Below are 19361 nucleotides of genomic sequence, written 5' to 3'. Positions count from 1 at the left end.
GTTGCTGACCGACCCTCCGGGGGGAGTTTTTTGGGCAAGATGAAGCAGGGGATCACCGCATTATTGCAAAGCTATGCGCAGGCCGCGCCGCCTGAAGATGTGCGTGATGTGATGCGCCTGTCTGTATTGGATTGGGCGGCTTGCGGTATTGCGGGGCAGGCCGAGGGCAGTTTTGCTGACTGGTGCGGCGCGCTGCGCAGCGAAGGGGTTGCGACGCGTTTTGATGGGCGGCACGGGGACGTCGCGCAGGTGGCCTTGGTGAATGCGACTTTGTCCCATAGCCTTGATTACGATGACACGCATTTTGTGCACATCGGGCATCCAACGGTTGTTGTGGTGTCGGTCGCTTTGGCTGTTGCGCAGGCGCGCCGGGCCAGTATGGCGCAGATGATTGACGCCGCTTTGGTTGGCGCAGAGGCATCGGTTGCGGCGGGTTTATGGTTGGGCCGTGGGCATTATCAGGTGGGTTTTCATCAGACGGCGACGGCCGGGGCCTTTGGCGCCACGATTGCGGCGTCGCGATTGATGGGCTTGGATGGTGGGCAGACGCAGCACGCGCTTGGGCTTTGTGCGACGATGGCGTCGGGGTTGAAGTCGCAGTTTGGCACTATGGGCAAACCTTTGAACGCGGGCCTTGCAGCGCGCACCGGTGTTGAGGCCGCAACATGGGCGCAGGTTGGCATGACGTCTGCGGTGGATGGTTTGGCCGGGCCTTTGGGCTTTGGTGAGACGCATCACGGTGCCGGAGCCGAGGTGCTCTTTGAATGGCGCATGGGGGCGGTCAGCCATAAGTTTCATGCGTGCTGTCATGGGTTGCATGCCGCACTTGAGGCCGTGCGAGGGCACGCCTTTGCAGCTGCGCAAAGCATCGTTGTCACCACCCATCCGCGTTGGTTGACGGTGTGCAATCAACGATCACCGGACACCGGTTTGGGGGCCAAGTTTTCTTATGCCCACGTATTGGCGATGGCTGCTTATGGCATCGATACAGGTGACATCACGGCCTTTAGTGATGCCTGTGCGCGGGATCCCAAATTGGTTGCGCTGCGCGATCGGGTGCGTGTGATTGGCGACGAGAGTTTGAGCGAAATGCAAGCGCGCGTCGATATCGACGGGCACGCGTTTCACCATGACCTTGATGCGACCCTGCCGCTGGATGTGCGTCGTACCCGTATCCAACAAAAAGCCCGCGCGCTGGTGGGCGCACGGGCGGATGATATCTGGCGGGCCATCGAAACCGATGACCTGCGCAGTTTTGCTCAGCTGCTGATGTCGTAGGCCCGTTCGCCGTGCACGGCGAGGTCAAGACCTGCGACTTCGGTGTCTTCGTCCACACGCAGTGGTGTCACAGCGCGCACAATCAGCACCAGAACAACCGACACCACCAAGGTGTAAACCCCAACGATGGCCAGTGAACCAAGTTGCGCAGCCCATGTTCCGGCCCCAAAGAGCGCGATCATGATCGTACCAAAGATACCGCCCACACCGTGAACCGCAAACACATCCAGCGTGTCGTCGATTTTGAACATGTTGCGGATGACGCCTACGGCTTCTTGGCACAGAATGCCTGCAACCGAACCGATGACCAAAGCCTCGATCGGGCCAACAAACCCACTGGCAGGGGTGATGGAGGCAAGGCCTGCAATCGTACCTGTTACCATGCCAACAAGGCTGGATTTGCCAAACTTCACACGTTCCCACAGGGCCCAAGTCAAGGACGCGGCAGCGGCCGAGATGTGCGTGACCGTCATTGCCATCGCCGCACCACCATCAGCAGCCAGTTGCGAACCGCCGTTAAAGCCAAACCAGCCAACCCACAGTAGGGCTGCGCCAATCATCACCATGCCGGGATTGTGCGGGGGCACGTTCTGGTTCTTGCGTGGGCCAAGGAAAACCGCCAGCACAAGCGCTGCGATCCCCGCCGTTTCGTGCACCACGATACCGCCGGCAAAGTCGCGCACGCCGGTTTCGCCAAAGATACCGCCATCGGCCAGCATTCCGCCGCCCCAAACCCAATGAACCACCGGCGCATAGCACAGCAGCATCCACAGTGCGGAAAACAGCAGCACAAAACCAAAGCCGATGCGTTCGACATAAGCGCCAACAATCAAAGCCGGTGTGATGATCGCAAAGGTCATCTGAAAGGCAAAGAACAGGATTTCCGGCAGCGTGCCGGATAGGGTGTCGGTGGTAATGCCGCTCAGCAGCAGCTTATCAAAACCGCCCCAAAATCCGCTTTCCCCGCCGCCAAAGGCGATGGAATATCCCGCGACGAACCATAGAATGCTCATCAAACAGGCAATGGCATAGCAGTGCATGAAAACGCTCAGCACGTTGCGGGCGCGTACAAGACCGCCATAAAAAAGTGCAAGTCCTGGCAAAGTCATCAGCAACACAAGTGCAGTTGCCACGATGATCCAGGCTGTATCGGCTCCGTTCATTGTACTCTCCAATTTTTTGGTTGCGAGGGGATTGCGGCAGGACCTGTGCAATAAAAAGAGGCGAGGTGCGGATTCTTCGCTGAAAATCGCAGCAAAATGCAAAGAGATTAAATTTTGTGCGCTTTTGTGGGTTAATTGCTTAAGTATTGAGCGGGTCGTAAAGGTGCCGCTTCAGCGCTTTTTCAAAGCTGACAGCAAGCATTCCAATGCGTGATCTCTTGCGGCCAGTCGTACGTTGTTTCGCCCCAAAGCGCCAAATTCGATCGTTTCTTCGCTTAGAACGCCGCTTGCATCGGCCATGGCAAAGCAAACGCGTCCCTCGGGTTTGTGTTCGGACCCGCCGGGGCCTGCGATTCCAGTGATGGATACGGCGATGTGTGCCTTGGAATGCGCCAAAGCGCCGGTGGCCATTTCTGCGGCGACCTGAGTGCTGACGGCACCAAATGCATCAAGGCTGGCCTTGGTGACGCCCAACATTTCGATCTTGGCGTCGTTTGAATAGGTGACAAAGCCGCGCTCAAATGCGGCTGAGCTGCCGGGGATGTCCGTCAGGGCCGCCGCGACCAGACCACCTGTGCAGCTTTCCGCAGCAGTGACTATTGTTCCGCTTTTTGCAGCAAGTTCGACAATGCGTGCAGCCAACGTCATGACATTAAAACCCCATGCGCAATGGCTGCCATGATAAGAACACCGACGGCGGCAAAGACACCTGCGATCACATCATCCAGCATTACGCCCAGCGGATCGCCACGCCGATCGGCGGCACCAACCCAAAGAGGTTTCCAGATATCGAACAGCCTGAACAGCCCAAAGGCTGCGATCCAACCCGGCCACATTGCCAATATGTCGATGCCGCGGTCCCAAGCGGCAAAGCTAAGGGGCGCAAGGGCGATCCATTGACCGACGACTTCGTCCACGACAATCTCGGACGGATCATGGTCGGATTGCCCTGCGGTCATTTGGATCGTAGCCCACCAGCCAGCGGCAAATACAGTGACCAATGCGATCATTAACAACGGAAAGCCGCCTAAGATGTGCAGGCACCACGCCAACGGCAGCGCCGCCGCTGATCCCCATGTGCCGGGGGCCGGGCGAATATAACCAACGCCGCCCACAGTGCCGATCAAACGCGCGATCATGTGCGCACCAAAGCGGCTGTGGCGATGCAAGCGATGCCTTCGCCGCGCCCTGTAAAGCCAAGCCGTTCAGATGTGGTGGCTTTGACTGACACGCGGTCGATTTCAAGCCCGGTGATTTCTGCCATGGCGTTGCGCATGGCCGCGCTATGCGGGCCGATTTTGGGGAATTCGCAGATCAAGGTGCAGTCGACGTTAGATATAGTGAACCCCATATCGCGCGCCAATTCGACGGCGTGGCGCAAAAAGATGTGGCTTTCTGCGCCTTTCCATTGCGGATCTGTGGGCGGGAAATGCTGGCCAATGTCGCCCTGCGCCAACGCGCCATAAATTGCGTCGGTCACTGTATGCATGCCCACGTCGGCATCGGAATGTCCCACAAGCCCGTTGGAATGCGGGACTTTCACACCGCACAGGGTCACATGATCGCCAGGGCCAAAGGCGTGCACGTCAAATCCGTTACCTAGCCTAATATCCATATCTAATGTCCATCGCGTCCTCGTAATATGCGCGCAGCCCGATCGAAGTCTGAAGGGTGCGTAATTTTCAGATTGTCTTCGTCACCTGTTACAATAGCAACATCCACCCCAAAAGCGCGCGCAACCTCGACATCGTCGGCGGCGCCACCGGGGTGGGCGGCGTGCGCGGCTAAGATCGTTGCCAGGTCAAAGCCTTGGGGCGTTTGGGCGCGAAACAGACCGGTGCGATCTTGACTGCCCGTCACGCGCCCGTCGGATCCAGACCAAAGCGCATCTGTAACGGGCAACGCGGGTGCGGCACCTTTGTGATCTGCAAGCGCGCCAATTACATCCGTGATCATAGCGGCGCTGACCATCGGGCGCGCCACATCATGGATGAGAACAAGACCGTCGGGATCAAGGGCGTTCAATCCATTGCGAACAGAACCCGCGCGATCTGCGCTGCCAGCCACCACTGACGTTCGCGCATCAAGGAACGCATCAGCCCGGTTAAGTTCGTCGGGATGTAAGACCAGCACAATCTGGCCAATCTGCGCATGGGTTTGAAACGCGGCGAGTGTATGCGCCAGAACAGGCATGCCTTCCAGCATCTGCCACTGCTTGGGCACAGCGCCTCCCGCCCGCACACCGCGACCTGCGGCGACAATTACCGCTGCTGTTTTGGTCATGTCTGGCCTTTGGTTTTCATGATGGTTTCTCTAGGCGGTCACGGGGGGGCTGTCCATGCTTGGGTAAAAGTGCCTAAATTTTGTGCAATCGCACCAAGTCACAGCGTCTAAAAGCTTTGCTTGGATTGAGGCTGACGCTGCAAAGCGATACGTCAGGTTGAACGCACAAGGATTAGGCAGAATCCATGGCCCATGGCCCTCTCGACATGACACCCCCGGTGATGCTGGCACCGATGGCAGGTATTACTGACCTGCCGTTCCGCACCCTCGTGGCGCGGTTCGGGGCCGGTATGGTCGTATCCGAAATGGTGGCCAGCCACGATATGCTGAACGCGCGCCCTGGCAGCCGTGAAAAGGCGGAACTGGGGCTTGGTGCTGCGGGCACTGCCGTGCAACTTGCCGGGCGCGAGGCCGCACCGATGGCCGAAGCCGCGCGGATGGTCGCAGGGCAGGGCGCACAAGTGATCGACATCAACATGGGGTGCCCGGCCAAAAAGGTGACCCAAGGCTATTCAGGCTCTGCGTTGATGCGCGACCCGGACCACGCGCTGACCTTGATCGAGGCCGTGGTGAAGGCCGTGGATGTGCCCGTCACATTGAAAACGCGACTGGGGTGGGATGACGCGATGATGAACGCGCCCGAAATCGCCGCGCGGGCCGAAGCCGCTGGCATCCAGCAAATCGTGATCCATGGGCGCACGCGGTGTCAGTTTTACAAAGGGCAGGCGGATTGGGCTGCAATTCGCGCCGTAAAGGACGCAGTTGGCATCCCGGTGATTGCGAATGGTGACATTGTTGATGCGGCCTCGGCGCGCCAAGCGCTTGAGCAATCCGGCGCGGATGGGGTGATGATCGGGCGCGGTGCACAGGGGCGCCCTTGGATGTTGGCCGAAGTGGCGCACGCGCTTTACGGCACGCCCGCGCCAAATGTGCCTAAAGGGCAGGATTTTGTGGATATGGTTATAGGGCACTATTTAGACATGCTAAAGTTCTATGGCGATCTGCTGGGCCTGCGTGTCGCGCGCAAGCATTTGGGTTGGTTTATGGACACGGCAGGCACTGAAACCGCCGCGCGCCGTGCCGTACTGACTGCTAAAACACCCAAGGAAACGCTGGCCTTGCTGCCCGCTGCGCTCATGCCGCGTACCGGGAAGGCCGCGGCATGACCGGGGTTGGTGATCTTTGGGCCTCGTTGCCGGTGCCGACGATTGTGATCGGGCCGGGCGACGAGATTGTCGATATCAACTCCGCAGCCGAAGGGTTCTTTAACGCCTCTGCCAAAACCATGGTTGGCCTGCCGTTGTGGGACCAATTGGCGGTCGATGCCCCGCTGGAAAACAGCCTGGCGCGGGCGCGCAAGAACGGCACGCCACTGTTTGTAAATGATGTGGATGTGGGCAATGGCCAGCGCGCACCCTTGCAATGCGCATTGCAGATTTCGCCGCTGATGGGTGCGCCTGAACACATGTTGATGATGATTTCGCCGCGCGAATTGGCTGGACGGATGACGCAGAACCATTCGGTGAAATCGGCGGCTAAATCGGCCATTGGCATGGCCGAAATGCTGGCCCATGAAATCAAAAACCCGCTGGCAGGCATCACGGGGGCGGCACAGCTGTTGTCGATGAACCTTAGCCAAGAAGACTTGGAATTGACTGACCTGATCGTTGGTGAATCCCGACGGATCGTCAAATTGCTGGAACAGGTCGAACAGTTTGGCAACCTGTCACCACCGGTGCGCAACCCCGTCAACATTCACGATGTGTTGGATCGCGCGCGGCGTTCAGCCTTGCTGGGCTTTGGCGGGCACATGAACATCATCGAAGATTACGACCCCTCGCTGCCGCTGGCGTTGGGGGATGCGGATCAGCTGTTGCAGGTGGTGTTGAACCTGTTGAAAAACGCCTCTGAGGCGGCAGGATCGACGGGCACAATCCGTTTGCACAGCTATTTTGAACACTCGTTCCGCTTGCGCCGGGCTGACGGTACGGGCCAATCGCTGCCCTTACAAGTCGAGATCATCGACGACGGCCCCGGCCTGCCGGACGGCATTGCGGGTGACATCTTTGATCCCTTCGTGTCGGGCAAGGAAAACGGCACAGGGCTTGGCCTTGCGCTGGTGTCCAAGATTATTTCCGACCATGGCGGTTGGATTTCGGTGACGTCCGTGCCGGGTAGAACTGTGTTCCGCCTGTCGCTGCCGCGGGCGTCAAAACCTGACACCACCCACACCAATAGTAACGAACAAACAAAGGACTAGCAGATGGATGGCACTGTACTTGTCGCGGATGACGATCGCACGATCCGCACTGTTCTAACCCAAGCTTTGACACGCGCCGGGTGTAAAGTGCATGCGACCTCGTCACTGACCACCCTGATGCGTTGGGTGGGCGAGGGCAAAGGTGATGTGGTGATCTCTGATGTGGTGATGCCGGACGGCAATGGTTTGGAAATGCTTCCAAAGATTGCCGAAGACCGCCCCGGACTGCCTGTTATCGTCATCTCGGCCCAAAACACCATCATGACAGCGATTCAGGCAGCCGAGGCCGAGGCATATGACTATTTGCCCAAACCCTTTGACCTTCCGGACTTGATGAAACGCACGGCAAAGGCGTTGGAATTAAAAGGCCACAATCGCGTGCCGGTGCCCGAAGACGGGCGCCCGGATGAATTGCCTTTGGTGGGGCGCACGGCGATCATGCAATCGCTATACCGTGTCGTTGCGCGGGTGATGAACACCGACTTGCCTGTGTTGATCTGGGGCGAAAGCGGGACAGGTAAGTCTTTGATCGCCAAAGCCATTCACGACTTTTCCGACCGTCGTTCGTTGCCGTTTGTGACGGCGACGGCTGTGGATTTACAGGACCTCGAAGGCCCGGCACGCGTATTGGCGCGGGTTAAGGGGGGGACGTTGTTGGTGGATGAAATCGGCGACATTCCCGAAGAACTTCAGGCCCGTGTCGTGCGCATGATGGACACGCCAGGTGAATATGCGCCGCGCTTTTTGGCCACAAGCCAAAGCGATTTGACGGCCGCCATGGAAGCGGGGCACGTGCGCAAGGACCTTTATTATCGCCTGTCGGGGGCCACTTTGAATGTTCCGGCATTGCGCGAACGCGTTGAAGACATCCCGCTGTTGGCCGAACATTTCCTTGTGCGCGGCGAAAAAAGCGGCCAGTCGCGCCGGGTTTTGTCCGAAGATGCCGCCGAGATTTTCCGCACCTATTCGTGGCCGGGCAACGTGCGTCAGTTGGAAAACGCCGTGCGTCGTTTGGGGCTGACAAGCCGCGCGGTCGAAATCAGCGCCGCTGAGGTCGAACAAGTGCTTGGCAACCAGCCCGAACTTGAACCGATCCGCAGCGCTGGTGATACGGAAAAACTGGGGGCAAGCGTGGCGCGCCATCTCAAGCGCTACTTTGATTTGCACGGTAATATGTTGCCGCCTCCGGGTTTGTACCAGCGAATCCTGCGCGAAGTGGAAATCCCATTGATCGAGATCGCACTGGACGCCACAGGTGGCAATCAGGCGAAATGTGCCGATCTTCTTGGTATTAACCGCAATACCTTGCGTAAGAAAATCACGGATCTCGATATAGAGGTGACACGCCGCCGCAAATTGATGTAATACTGCCACACAACCTGTGGCATCTGCGCCGTGATGGCGTGATAGATCACAGGACTTAGCGGTTTAGGCACACTGTGCTACATCATCGAGGATATGCCACGTGGCATCGCGGACACGCACCAATTGGTGGTTGCAGCTTGGACGTTTGCGTCGTCGCAGACGTGTGCGCAATGCCGCGACGCTGGGTTTGGTGGTTCTGGGGCCTGTATTGGCGTTGCTGACGTTTTTGGTGCTTGGCCCACTTGAACAGGGGTCCAGCTCTCCTTCGTTGCGCTTGGTGATCCTTACGGATTTTGTTTACATTTTGGTCGTCGCCGCCCTTGTGTTGTCGCAAGTCGGGCGATTGATCGCGGCGCGCCGGGCAAAATCCGCGGGGTCGCGGCTGCACTTACGCTTAACTGGGGCGTTTGTATTGTTGGCGCTGATCCCGACGGTGACGGTTGCGGTCTTTGCCGGCCTGACCGTTAATATCGGGCTTGAGGGGTGGTTTTCGGATCGGGTCAGCCGCGTTGTTGGGGCGTCTTTGGCGGCGGCCGAAGCCTACGAGGCCGAACAGCGCGAAGACCTTATGACCGATGCACGGGCATTGGCTCGCTACATCGATACGGTGCGCGCACAGCAAGTGGTCGGCGACCGAGAAGTTTTAAGCGAAGGGCAAGTTCAAGTTCAACGCGGCCTGCGCGAAGCCTATTTAGTGGATGGCACAGGCGATATGCGCGCACGTGGCAGCCGATCTTATCTATTTGATTTTGAACAACCTTCAGTCGAACAAGTTGCAGTCGCCATCGACGAAGGTGGGACGGTCATAGAAGATTGGACGAACAACGAGTTCCGCGCACTTGTGCCATTGGGCAGCTATGTTGACCGGTTTCTTTACGTCAGCCGACAAGTCGACGGCGAAATCCTGTCTTTGTTGGATGAAACGCAGGAAACCGTACGGCTATACGAACAGCTGGAAAACGATCGCGGCCGGGTCTTGTTCGAGTTTGGCCTGTTGTACATCGGATTTGCCGTCATCCTAATTTTGGCGGCGATCTGGCTAGGCCTTTGGTTTGCCGAACGCCTGTCCGGTCCTGTGGGTCGCCTGACAGGTGCCGCGCAGCGCGTCGGGGCGGGTGATTTGGATGTGCAAGTGCGCGAAGAAGAAGGCGATGACGAAATCGCCATGCTGTCGCGATATTTTAACCAAATGACCAAACAGCTTAAGGCGCAGCGTCAAACTTTGATGGACAACACCCAACAGATTGAGCGCCGTGGGCGGTTGTTTGATTCTGTGTTGGGGTCGGTAACTTCGGGTGTCGTCGGGGTCGATGCTAAGGGTAAAGTGACCTTTGTGAACAAGTCGGGCGCGCGGCTGCTAAACTGGCAAGCAGACCGCGAATCCGTGCCTTTGGCCGTTGCGGTGCCGGAATTTGCAGCACTATTTGCACTGTTGCGGGCAGGTAAATCCGAAGTGGCCGCAGACGAGGTTAAAGTGACGCGCGCCGGGCGATTGGAAAATCTGCTTGTTCGTATGGCGAAACGCCGCCGCGATGATGGACGGCTTGAGGGCTATGTTGTTGCCTTTGATGATGTGACCAATCTGGTTAGCGCGCAGCGCATGGCCGCGTGGGGCGATGTGGCGCGCCGCATTGCGCACGAGATCAAAAACCCACTGACGCCGATCCAACTGAGCGCGGAACGGATTAAGCGCAAGTTCGCACCGAAAGTGGGCGAGGACAGCGATAGCCTTGAACAGATGACCGATGTGATCATCCGTCAGACGGGTGATTTGCGTCGTATCGTCGACGAATTTTCAAAATTCGCGCGGATGCCGGAACCTGATCGCAAACGCCATGACCTTGTCGCGATTGTCCGAGATGCCGTGGTTTTGCAACAATCCGGCCAACCCGAAGTCGAAATCGTGGCCGACCTTCCTAAGGCTGAAGTTCTGATAGACGTCGATGCGACGATGATTTCCCAAGCCCTTACAAACTTGGTGAAGAACGCCGGTGAAGCTATTGAAACGCTTTACAGAAAAGACAAAGCGCCCAAAGACCATAAACGCCGCGTTGAGGTGGCGATGCGGTCTGAAGCGATTGGCGCTGTCATCACAATTTCTGACAACGGCATCGGGCTACCCGAAGATCGGGCGCGGCTGTTTGAACCCTATGTGACGACGCGCGACGAAGGCACCGGCCTTGGTTTGCCGATTGTCAAAAAGATTATCGAAGAACACGGGGGCACTTTGACCCTCGATGATGCGGCCCTTTTTACGGGCCACACCCATTCCGGGGCCATGGCGGTGGTGACACTGCCGTTCGATGCCTCGGCCCACGTTGAGCAGGAGCAAGCGGTATGAGCGATATTTTAATTGTCGACGATGAACGCGACATTCGGGAACTGATCTCGGACATCTTGGAGGACGAAGGCTATGCCACGCGCTTGGCGGGCAATTCCGACGACGCGATGGCGGCCGTGAACACCGAGGCGCCGGCGCTGATGATCCTCGATATTTGGCTGAAAGACAGCCAGATGGATGGGATCGATATCCTCAAGACTGTGAAACGCGACAATCCGGATGTGCCTGTCGTGATTATCTCTGGTCACGGCAATATCGAAATTGCAGTCGCCGCGATCAAGCAAGGGGCGTACGATTTCATCGAAAAGCCCTTTAATATTGACCAATTGCTTGTGGTAATCCGGCGCGCGATGGAAACGTCACGCTTGCGACGCGAAAACCAGTCGTTGCGTCGCCCGGAAGCGGCGCAAGCTAAGATGGTGGGCGCATCCGCATGCTTTCGCGGCCTTGTTGGGCAGCTCGACAAAGTTACGAAATCCAATGGCCGTGTGATGCTGACGGGCCCTGCGGGTGCGGGCAAAGAAGTCGCGGCGCGCTATATCCACGCCAATTCGAACCGAGCCGAAGCGCCCTTTGTCACCGTCAATTGCGCGGGTGTTGCGCCCGAGAACATGGAAGACGTGTTGTTTGGTCGCGAAACGGGCGAACGGGGTGTTGAAAAAGGCCTGTTGGAACAGGCGCATGGCGGTGTCATCTATTTTGACGAAGTGGCGGATATGCCTCTTGGCACCCAGACCAAGATATTGCGAGTGCTGGTTGATCAATCCTTCCAACGCGTGGGCGGCACGGACAAAGTGCGCGTAGATTTGCGAGTCATTTCCTCGACCAACCGCGATCTGGATCAGGCCATCGAAGCGGGTACCTTCCGTGAAGAACTGTATCACCGCCTAAACGTTGTGCCGATCCCGGTGCCCAGCCTTGAAGAACGGCGTGAAGATATCCCATTGCTGGCGGATTATTTCATCGAAGAATTCAACACGGCGCAAGGTCTGCCGAAACGAGATTTGAGCGATGATGCCTCGGCTTTGCTGCAAACGATGGTCTGGCCGGGCAATGTACGCCAGCTGAAAAATATGGTGGAGCGAGTGCTGATCCTTGGCGATGGCACGGGCCCAATCGAGGCGCGCGAATTGCCCGGTACTGAGGAACCAACGGGTGAAGAGGGGCGCGTTGTTTTGTCTGGCGCTTTGGCGACGTTGCCACTGCGCGAGGCCCGCGAGGCGTTCGAACGCGAGTATTTGCTGACACAGATCAACCGATTTGGTGGCAATATCAGCCGGACGGCGAATTTTGTAGGCATGGAGCGTTCGGCATTGCACCGTAAGCTGAAATCACTGGGAGTCGTGACGTCATCAAAGGCAGGTGCGCGTGTCGCGCATTTGGATGAAGACGCTGACGCTGATGTAGACTGAGAAGACGCAAATCGATGCGGTTTGCGGGTGTTTTCTAACATAGAAAGCCACACCTCTTTAACTGTAGCGATCTGAAAACGCATCGTTTTATTGGCGATTTACATTTCGTAGATAGTGGCGAAAATAAATGGGGTCTTGGGCTGTTTTGAGCTGTGCAAAGGTTGCGACAACAACCACTGTTCGCACCGTTTGATCCCGTTTAGCCTGTGTTGACCGAAGGCGTGCTGTCTGTCATGCACCCCCGGTGAAACAGGCGACTTTGAACGCGCGAAACCGGGGACGCTCATGAAGGTCATTATCTGCGGCGCAGGTCAAGTTGGCTGGCAAATCGCCCGCCATCTGTCAGGAGAACGCAACGACGTCACCGTCGTGGACAACGATCCAGATCTGGTGCGCCGCGCCACTGATACGCTTGACGTACAGGGCGTTGCGGGCTTCGCCAGCTATCCAGACGTGCTGGACCGGGCAGGGGCGCGGGATGCGGATATGATCATCGCCGCCACCTATTCTGACGAAGTTAACATGGTCACCTGCCAAGTCGCGCACTCGGTCTTTGGCATCAATCGCAAGATCGCTCGTCTGCGATCGCAGGCTTACCTTTCGGCCATCTATGCTGACCTATATCGACGCGATCACATGCCCATCGACGTGGTCATCAGCCCCGAACGCGAAGTGGCGGCCGCCGCTTTGCAGCGCCTCAGCGCGCCAGCTGCATTTGACACCGAAATGTTCATTGACGGCCAAGCGCAACTGCTTGGCATCGCATTGGACGAAGACTGTCCCGTACTCAACACGCCGTTGAAACAGTTGACCGACTTGTTTTCGACACTGCGCGCTGTGGTGGTTGGGGTGCGCCGTGACGGTACGCTTTTTGCCCCGGATGCTGGGGATCATTTGTTGCCTGGCGACGAAACCTATGTGTTCTCTCATGTGGATGACGTGCCGCGCACGATGGAGGTGTTTGGCAAAACCATGGCCAAACAGGAACGTCTTGTGATCGTTGGAGGCGGTAACGTGGGGCTGGCTGTGGCCAGTGCTTTGGAAAACCGCACTAACCGCGTGCGCACCAAAATGATTGAACGCAACCGCAATTGCGCCGAACACGCCGCTGAGGCATTGGAACGGACCATCGTGCTACATGGCGACGGGCTGGATGTGGCGCTTTTGACTGAAGCGGGTGTTGCGCGCGCCGATGCAATGCTGGCCGTTACGGACGATGACAAAACCAACATGCTGGCGGCTGTGCGCGCCAAGGCCGAAGGTTGCCCTTATGCCATCGCTCTGATCAATGATCCAACGCTTGTGCCGATGATGGGACCGCTTGGGATTGATGCCTATATCAACCCGCGTTCGACCACTGTGTCTTCTATTTTGCGCCACATCCGTCATGGCCGGGTGCGCGCCGTCTATTCCATTGGCGACGCAGATGCCGAGGTGATCGAGGCCGAAGTGCTGGGCACATCACCAATGGCAGGCAAAAATATCAACGAGATAGACTTTCCAGAGGGCGTGTTGGTCGGCGCAGTGCGGAAGGGCGACAAAGTTATTCGCCCCGTCGGACGCACCCGCATCGATGAGGGCGATGTGATCGCATTGTTTGCACTGGCCAAAGATGTCCCCGAGGTAGAGCGCCTGATGCAGGTCTCGATCGACTTTTTCTAATGCAACTTTATCAACGCGTCCCGACCGGTTTTTCCAGCACACTCATTCGATTGCCGCTTTTTTTGCTGCTGTTTGGGGTGTTTTCGGCGATGATGTTGGTGCCGGCGATCTATGGCGGGGTTGTGCGCGAATTGGAAACGGCGCGTGCGTTTCTATACAGCGCGATACTGGGGCTCAGCATTTTTGCCATGATTGGGCTGGCGCATGCGGGCCGTGATCCACGCCATGGGGCGTTGGGGCCATTGATGTCGCTGTTTTCCGCCTTTGTTTTTCTGCCTGCCATTTTGGCCGTCCCTTTCTACGAAGGATTGGGGACCACGACGTTCCTGAACGCCTATGTCGAGATGGTCAGCGCGATCACGACGACGGGCGCCACGGTATTCGAAGACCCAGAGCGCTTGAACGGGGCACTGCACCTGTGGCGCGCGCTTGTGGCGTGGATGGGGGGGCTTTTGATGTGGATCGCAGCCTCTGCCATTCTGGCGCCACTCAACCTTGGCGGTTTCGAAGTCACAGCCCGGGCCGAGCCGGGGCGCACCACATCGCATGACACAAGTATTAGCGCCCCGCAGGCGCGTGTTCGTATCACCAAAGTCGCGGCGGTTTTGGTGCCTATTTATTGTGCGTTGACGCTGTTGTTGTGGGTCCTGCTGGCAATTGGGGGCGATGCGGGGCTGGTTGCGGTCATTCACGCCATGTCGGTCTTGGCAACGTCAGGAATTTCGCCTGTGGGGGGACTGACTGGCGCAGAGTCGGGCCTGACGGGTGAAATGGTGATGTTTTTGTTCATGCTGTTTGCCCTGTCGCGCCTGACGTTTTCGACGGACACGGCGACGTCGGATATGGGGGGATTGCGCGCCGACCCTGAATTTCGGATCGGGTTGGCCTTGGTGATTGCGGTGCCGGTGGTGTTGTTTGCGCGTCACTTTATAGGCGCGGTCGATGTGAATGCCGAAACCGATCTGATGGGGGCATTTCGCGCGTTCTGGGGCAGTGCGTTTACGGTGATGTCGTTTCTGACCACCACGGGGTTCAGTTCGGCCAATTGGTCTGATGCGCAATCTTGGTCTGGCCTTGCGACGCCGGGGCTGTTGCTGATGGGGCTTGCATTGATCGGTGGTGGGGTGGCGACGACGGCTGGTGGGGTCAAGTTGCTGCGCGTTTTTGCGTTATACCTCAATGGGTTGCGCGAGATGGAAAAGCTTGTGCACCCGTCTTCTATCGGGGGCGGTCACGTAATGGGGCGCCGTATTCAAAAGGGCGGCGCATTCATCGCATGGATCTTTTTCATGTTGTTCGCTTTGACGCTGGCCGTGATCACGGTCGCTTTGGCAGCAACTGGCGTGCCCTTCGAAACCGGCCTTGTGATTGCCGTCGCAGGACTTTCGACGACGGGTCCGCTTTTGGATGTGGCCACCAGCACGCCAATTTCGTTGATTGATCTGGCAGGTTTGGCCAAGGGCATTTTTGTAGCGGCCATGGTGCTTGGGCGGCTGGAAATGCTGGCGATTATTGCGCTTTTGACGCCGGATTTGTGGCGCGGCTAGGCCAGTGTTCGCACAACCTGCGTGGGGGGCTGTTTTTTGGGGTGGAATGTTCTTTGGCCCCACGACATACTTAGCCCAATGGGACGGTCTGATCCGCAGACCAAGCAAGAAAAAAAGGCGAAGCAAAAATGGCCTCGGACAGACAGAATTTGCAGGATGCATTCCTGAATCACGTGCGCAAAACCAAAGTGCCCGTAACAATTTTTTTGATCAATGGCGTGAAATTACAAGGCGTTATTACGTGGTTTGACAACTTTTGCGTGTTGCTACGCCGTGATGGGCAAAGCCAATTGGTGTACAAACACGCGATTTCGACGATCATGCCAAGCCAGCCGATCAGCTTGTATGAGGGCGAAGACGCCTCTTGAGCGATATCGCGCCGGACGTCACCCGCGTATGGGTGATCCATCCCGAAATCAAATCTGACCCTAACCGGCGCGAGGCCAATCTCGCGCTGGCTGAGGCCGTTTCTTTGGCGCATGCGTTGCACGAACTTGAGGTCGTGGGCAGCGACGTCGTACGCCTTCAACGCCCGCAGGCCGGTTTGCTGTTCGGTAAGGGCAAGATCGAAGAGCTTGCCAAACGGTTTCACGACGAAGAGATCGAATTGGTGTTGATCGACGGCCCGGTGACGCCTGTGCAGCAGCGCAATCTGGAAAAGGCGTTGAAGGTCAAGTTACTCGACCGTACGAGTTTGATCCTTGAGATTTTTAGCGATCGCGCCGCCACCCGCGAAGGTGTGTTGCAGGTCGAGATGGCCGCACTTAGCTATCAACGCACCCGTTTGGTGCGCGCATGGACCCACCTTGAACGCCAGCGTGGCGGGCTTGGGTTTGTTGGTGGTCCCGGCGAGACGCAGATCGAAGCGGACCGCCGCGCCATTGACACCCAACTTGTACGTCTGAAACGCCAACTTGAGAAAGTGGTTAAAACCCGCAGCCTGCACCGCGCGGCACGAGCCAAAGTGCCGTATCCAATCGTTGCGCTGGTGGGCTACACGAACGCAGGTAAGTCGACGCTGTTCAACCGTCTGACCGGGGCGGAGGTGCTGGCCAAAGACATGCTGTTTGCCACGCTTGACCCAACCATGCGTAAAGTGGAGTTGGAGACAGGTCCCGAAGTGATCATGTCCGATACAGTGGGCTTTATTTCGGATTTGCCCACGGAATTGGTCGCGTCGTTCCGTGCGACATTGGAAGAGGTACTGGCCGCTGACATCATTGTGCATGTGCGCGATATTTCGCACCCAGAAACCGAAGCGCAGGCCGAAGATGTTGCGACCATTCTAAGCGATCTCGGGGTTGGGAACGACCGCGTGCAGATTGAACTTTGGAACAAGCTTGACGTGTTGTCGGATGATGCTGCTGATGCAGCGCGTGCCCGCGCCGCGCGAGAGGAAAATGTTTTTGCGATCTCGGCTTTGACTGGCGAGGGGCTGACGCCTGTGCTGGAACATGTGGCCGAAACGCTGCAAGCGACCGTGTCATTCGAGACGTTTGTTTTGCCTTATGCAGACGGGCGTAAACGCGCATGGCTGTATGATCAGGATGTGGTGCAAGACGAAACGCAGGATGAAAACGGATTTACATTGAGGGTGCGTTGGACGGCTATTCAAAAGGCGCGCTACGACGGTCTTTGAAACAAAGACCGTATCAGAAATCGTAACGATTTCTGGGTCGGAGACTGTGTCAGTCTCCGACTTTGCGCCAAGTCCCGACTGGCAAATCGTCCAAAGACCAGGCACCGATTTCGGCCCGGATGAGCCGTAGGGTGGGGAACCCAACATGGGCCGTCATGCGTCGCACCTGTCGGTTGCGCCCCTCACGGATGCTGAGTTTCAGCCAGCTGTCTGGTACGGTCTTTCGCATGCGGATGGGCGGGTCGCGTTGCCAGAGCCCTTTGGGTTCTGGAATTGCCAACGCTTTTGCTGGGCGGGTTGGCCCATCTTTCAGTGTTACGCCCGTTGCGAGGGCCTGTAAGGCATCGTGTGTGATTGTGCCTTCGACCTGTACCCAATAAGTCTTTGCGGCTTTGTACTTTGGATCTGCGATACGTGCCTGTAAGGCCCCATCGCTGGTTAGAACCATCAGCCCTTCGCTGTCACGATCCAAACGTCCTGCGGGGTAGACACCGGGCAAATCGATATAGTGTGACAGGGTTGGGCGCGGAGAGCCTTCAGTGCCTTTGTCGGTGAACTGCGAAAGCACTCCGAAAGGTTTGTTGAACAAGATCGTGGTCATGTCAAATTGGCTGACAGTACATGAGTATTTTTTGAACAATGAAGCATCAGGCTGCGTTTCACTTTAGAGGTTCGAGGCGGGTGACGCCGACACTTGCGGCGCGTGCCAGACCTTCGTCGAGTGACATTGGGATGTATTCGCCGCGTCTCCAAAGCTGCGCGAGATCGTCATAATGGCGCGACAGAAAGTGTCCCGATTGTCCTGTTGAGATGACAAAGACCGAGCTGTTGGGGTCCGCAAAGTCATAGACGCCGCGATACCCGGCTCCGTGAATATTTGCGAATGGGTTCGGGCCGCTGCCCTTAGTCAATCCGCGTTGAAGTGTGTTGTCACCTCCGGAGGTGGATTGGCGAATATTCACAAAATGCTTCAGCACGGGAACTTCGCCGAGCACTTGGTGGTCTTGATGCGCCTGATGCGCGTCGCCCCAGCGCAAGGATTCCAATTGCGTCCCGTAGGTTTCATTGATCGATAGCAGCGCGTCATCCAAGGCAAGCCGTGCCATATCGGCACAGGTTTCCACAGGCGCGGATTGACGCACGTCGCACCAGCTTGCAGCACCGTCGATGTTGCGAAAACTACGTTCGATAAACAGAGGTTCGACATGGGTAAGCGCGTCGGCCATGGGGCCAAGTTCGTCCCGTGCCATCCGGTCCTGAAGCGCGCGCAGCCATTCGGCATAGATCAGCGGTTCGGGCCAATGTTCGTTCATGGCGCCATTCCATCCAGCCAACAGGGCCAGCGCCCGTTGCCGTTGCCGTTCGGGCGTGCCTTCGGGTGCTGCTTCGCCTGTGAACCACAGTTCGGCCCCCATGAGTGGCAGCAGAGTGCGCGCGGTGAAGGACACAGTGTCAAGTTGCGCTTCGATAAAGCTGTCGCGCGTGTGTACTTCGCGTGCTTGCATCAAGCGCCGCCATCGTTGCACGCGCTGCGTGTCGCCCCACAGAAAACTGACGTGGTTTGGAAACGGGCGATCGATCATTTTGTTGTTGGTGTTGCCAAGAATGCCGCCTGCAGGTGACACAAAACCGGGGTTGGTCGCGTAGGGCATGCGCCCTTGCCAGCGGTTTTCTTTTTGCCACCCAAGCGAGGGCATCCGCCCTTGGCTTTGATGCGCGGTGTCACGGCGCGGGATCGCGCCGATGGTTTTCATCGCAATCGATCCGCGATCCGCCAATGTTAGGTTCTGGGCGGGTGCGATGTAGGATTCAGCGGCTGTGATCGCTTCGGCGACAGTTTGGGCTTTCATCACACCAATTGCGGCGCTGACGGAGGTGTCGCTAGGGGACAGCACTGTCCAGGACAACGCCGCCACATGGCTGGGTGGTGTAATGGTTTCCAGATCGCGAAAGCGGCCGGGCAATATCGGCCCGTTGTCGCTCCAGCTGAGGGTTAGGGTGATTGGGTCGGCGTCCTTGATCTGAATGATTGAATCGCGCTGTTCAAAGTCTTTAAACCCATCGGGTGTGCGATATTGCTTTGGATTGGCCGGGTTCAGTTCTTCGATCAGAATGTCCTGATCATCGACATAGGCCGAGGTCAGCCCCCAGCCAAGCCGATCAGAGCGCCCCGTCAGCACCATCGGCATGCCGGGAATGGTGCCGCCAATAACGCCGCCACTGCCAAGTTCGAGCCGGGCAAGATACCATACAGAAGGTGCGGATAAGCCCAGATGCGGGTCATTGGCCAGTAATGTCCCCCCCGAGGCAGATCGTGATGCGGCGGCTGCCCACGCGTTCGACGCGCCTGCAAACCCTCGTGGCGCGAAGGGCGACAGGGGGTGTGCGCTGTCGTCAATATCGGCAAAAGA

Annotated in this window: 17 protein-coding genes; 10 read left to right on the top strand and 7 right to left on the bottom strand. The window is 57.6% G+C overall.

The window, feature by feature from the left end:
- Positions 1-39 precede the first annotated feature (39 nt).
- Complete coding sequence (locus ABJF76_RS02020) at positions 40-1278, top strand: MmgE/PrpD family protein (RefSeq protein WP_413821602.1); 1239 nt, start codon at positions 40-42, stop codon at positions 1276-1278.
- Here ABJF76_RS02020 and ABJF76_RS02015 read toward each other — a convergent pair.
- The 5 genes from ABJF76_RS02015 to ispD all read right to left on the bottom strand — a co-directional run bounded on the left by ABJF76_RS02015 (position 1260) and on the right by ispD (position 4724).
- Entirely contained in the window at positions 1260-2441 is a 1182-nt protein-coding gene (locus ABJF76_RS02015) for an ammonium transporter (RefSeq protein WP_413821478.1), read from the bottom strand. The genes ABJF76_RS02020 and ABJF76_RS02015 overlap by 19 nt on opposite strands.
- 171 nt (positions 2442-2612) lie before the next feature.
- A complete protein-coding gene (locus tag ABJF76_RS02010; RefSeq protein ID WP_413821479.1) occupies positions 2613-3089 on the bottom strand; it encodes a CinA family protein in 477 nt (158 codons plus the stop codon).
- Positions 3086-3580 carry a phosphatidylglycerophosphatase A gene (locus ABJF76_RS02005; RefSeq protein ID WP_413821480.1) on the bottom strand — a complete coding sequence of 165 codons (495 nt, stop codon included), beginning with the start codon at positions 3578-3580 and terminating at the stop codon, positions 3086-3088. The genes ABJF76_RS02010 and ABJF76_RS02005 overlap by 4 nt, the downstream gene beginning before the upstream one ends.
- Positions 3577-4056, bottom strand: a complete 480-nt coding sequence (ispF, locus tag ABJF76_RS02000) for a 2-C-methyl-D-erythritol 2,4-cyclodiphosphate synthase (RefSeq protein ID WP_413821481.1) — start codon at positions 4054-4056, stop codon at positions 3577-3579. Before ispF ends, ABJF76_RS02005 begins: the two co-directional genes overlap by 4 nt.
- A 2-nt stretch (positions 4057-4058) precedes the next feature.
- Positions 4059-4724: a 2-C-methyl-D-erythritol 4-phosphate cytidylyltransferase gene (gene ispD, locus ABJF76_RS01995; protein WP_413821482.1), complete on the bottom strand. Its 666-nt coding sequence runs from the start codon at positions 4722-4724 to the stop codon at positions 4059-4061.
- A gap of 185 nt (positions 4725-4909) precedes the next feature.
- On the opposite strand from ispD, the gene dusB reads away from it, so the two are divergent.
- The 9 genes from dusB (at position 4910) to hflX (ending at position 16950) form a co-directional block, all read left to right on the top strand.
- A complete protein-coding gene (gene dusB, locus ABJF76_RS01990) occupies positions 4910-5890 on the top strand; it encodes a tRNA dihydrouridine synthase DusB (protein ID WP_413821483.1) in 981 nt (326 codons plus the stop codon).
- Positions 5887-6984, top strand: a complete 1098-nt coding sequence (locus ABJF76_RS01985) for a two-component system sensor histidine kinase NtrB (protein WP_413821484.1) — start codon at positions 5887-5889, stop codon at positions 6982-6984. The genes dusB and ABJF76_RS01985 overlap by 4 nt, the downstream gene beginning before the upstream one ends.
- Positions 6985-6987: 3 nt before the next feature.
- Positions 6988-8349 carry a response regulator gene (locus tag ABJF76_RS01980; protein ID WP_413821485.1) on the top strand — a complete coding sequence of 454 codons (1362 nt, stop codon included), beginning with the start codon at positions 6988-6990 and terminating at the stop codon, positions 8347-8349.
- 100 nt (positions 8350-8449) lie between these two features.
- A complete protein-coding gene (locus ABJF76_RS01975) occupies positions 8450-10690 on the top strand; it encodes an ATP-binding protein (RefSeq protein ID WP_413821486.1) in 2241 nt (746 codons plus the stop codon).
- A complete protein-coding gene (locus tag ABJF76_RS01970; RefSeq protein ID WP_413821487.1) occupies positions 10687-12102 on the top strand; it encodes a sigma-54-dependent transcriptional regulator in 1416 nt (471 codons plus the stop codon). The genes ABJF76_RS01975 and ABJF76_RS01970 overlap by 4 nt, the downstream gene beginning before the upstream one ends.
- 285 nt (positions 12103-12387) lie before the next feature.
- The gene (trkA, locus tag ABJF76_RS01965; protein ID WP_413821488.1) at positions 12388-13764 is read left to right on the top strand and encodes a Trk system potassium transporter TrkA; all 1377 of its coding nucleotides are present in this window, start codon (positions 12388-12390) and stop codon (positions 13762-13764) included.
- Complete coding sequence (locus tag ABJF76_RS01960) at positions 13764-15311, top strand: TrkH family potassium uptake protein (protein WP_413821489.1); 1548 nt, start codon at positions 13764-13766, stop codon at positions 15309-15311. The genes trkA and ABJF76_RS01960 overlap by 1 nt, the downstream gene beginning before the upstream one ends.
- Positions 15312-15439: 128 nt before the next feature.
- Complete coding sequence (hfq, locus tag ABJF76_RS01955; RefSeq protein WP_007119530.1) at positions 15440-15679, top strand: RNA chaperone Hfq; 240 nt, start codon at positions 15440-15442, stop codon at positions 15677-15679.
- Between the two features lie 5 nt (positions 15680-15684).
- Positions 15685-16950 carry a GTPase HflX gene (gene hflX, locus ABJF76_RS01950; RefSeq protein WP_413821603.1) on the top strand — a complete coding sequence of 422 codons (1266 nt, stop codon included), beginning with the start codon at positions 15685-15687 and terminating at the stop codon, positions 16948-16950.
- A gap of 49 nt (positions 16951-16999) precedes the next feature.
- Here hflX and ABJF76_RS01945 read toward each other — a convergent pair whose 3' ends face one another.
- Complete coding sequence (locus tag ABJF76_RS01945; protein WP_413821490.1) at positions 17000-17551, bottom strand: pseudouridine synthase; 552 nt, start codon at positions 17549-17551, stop codon at positions 17000-17002.
- Positions 17552-17609: 58 nt separating this feature from the next.
- On the bottom strand, positions 17610-19361 hold a 1752-nt coding region (locus ABJF76_RS01940), incomplete at its 5' end, for a penicillin acylase family protein (protein WP_413822498.1).

It is taken from the genome of Tateyamaria sp. (assembly GCF_039940735.1).
Taxonomy (GTDB): Bacteria; Pseudomonadota; Alphaproteobacteria; order Rhodobacterales; family Rhodobacteraceae; genus Tateyamaria.
Note: the sequence above shows the minus strand (reverse complement) of the source record. Positions and strands in the feature narration are given on the sequence as shown.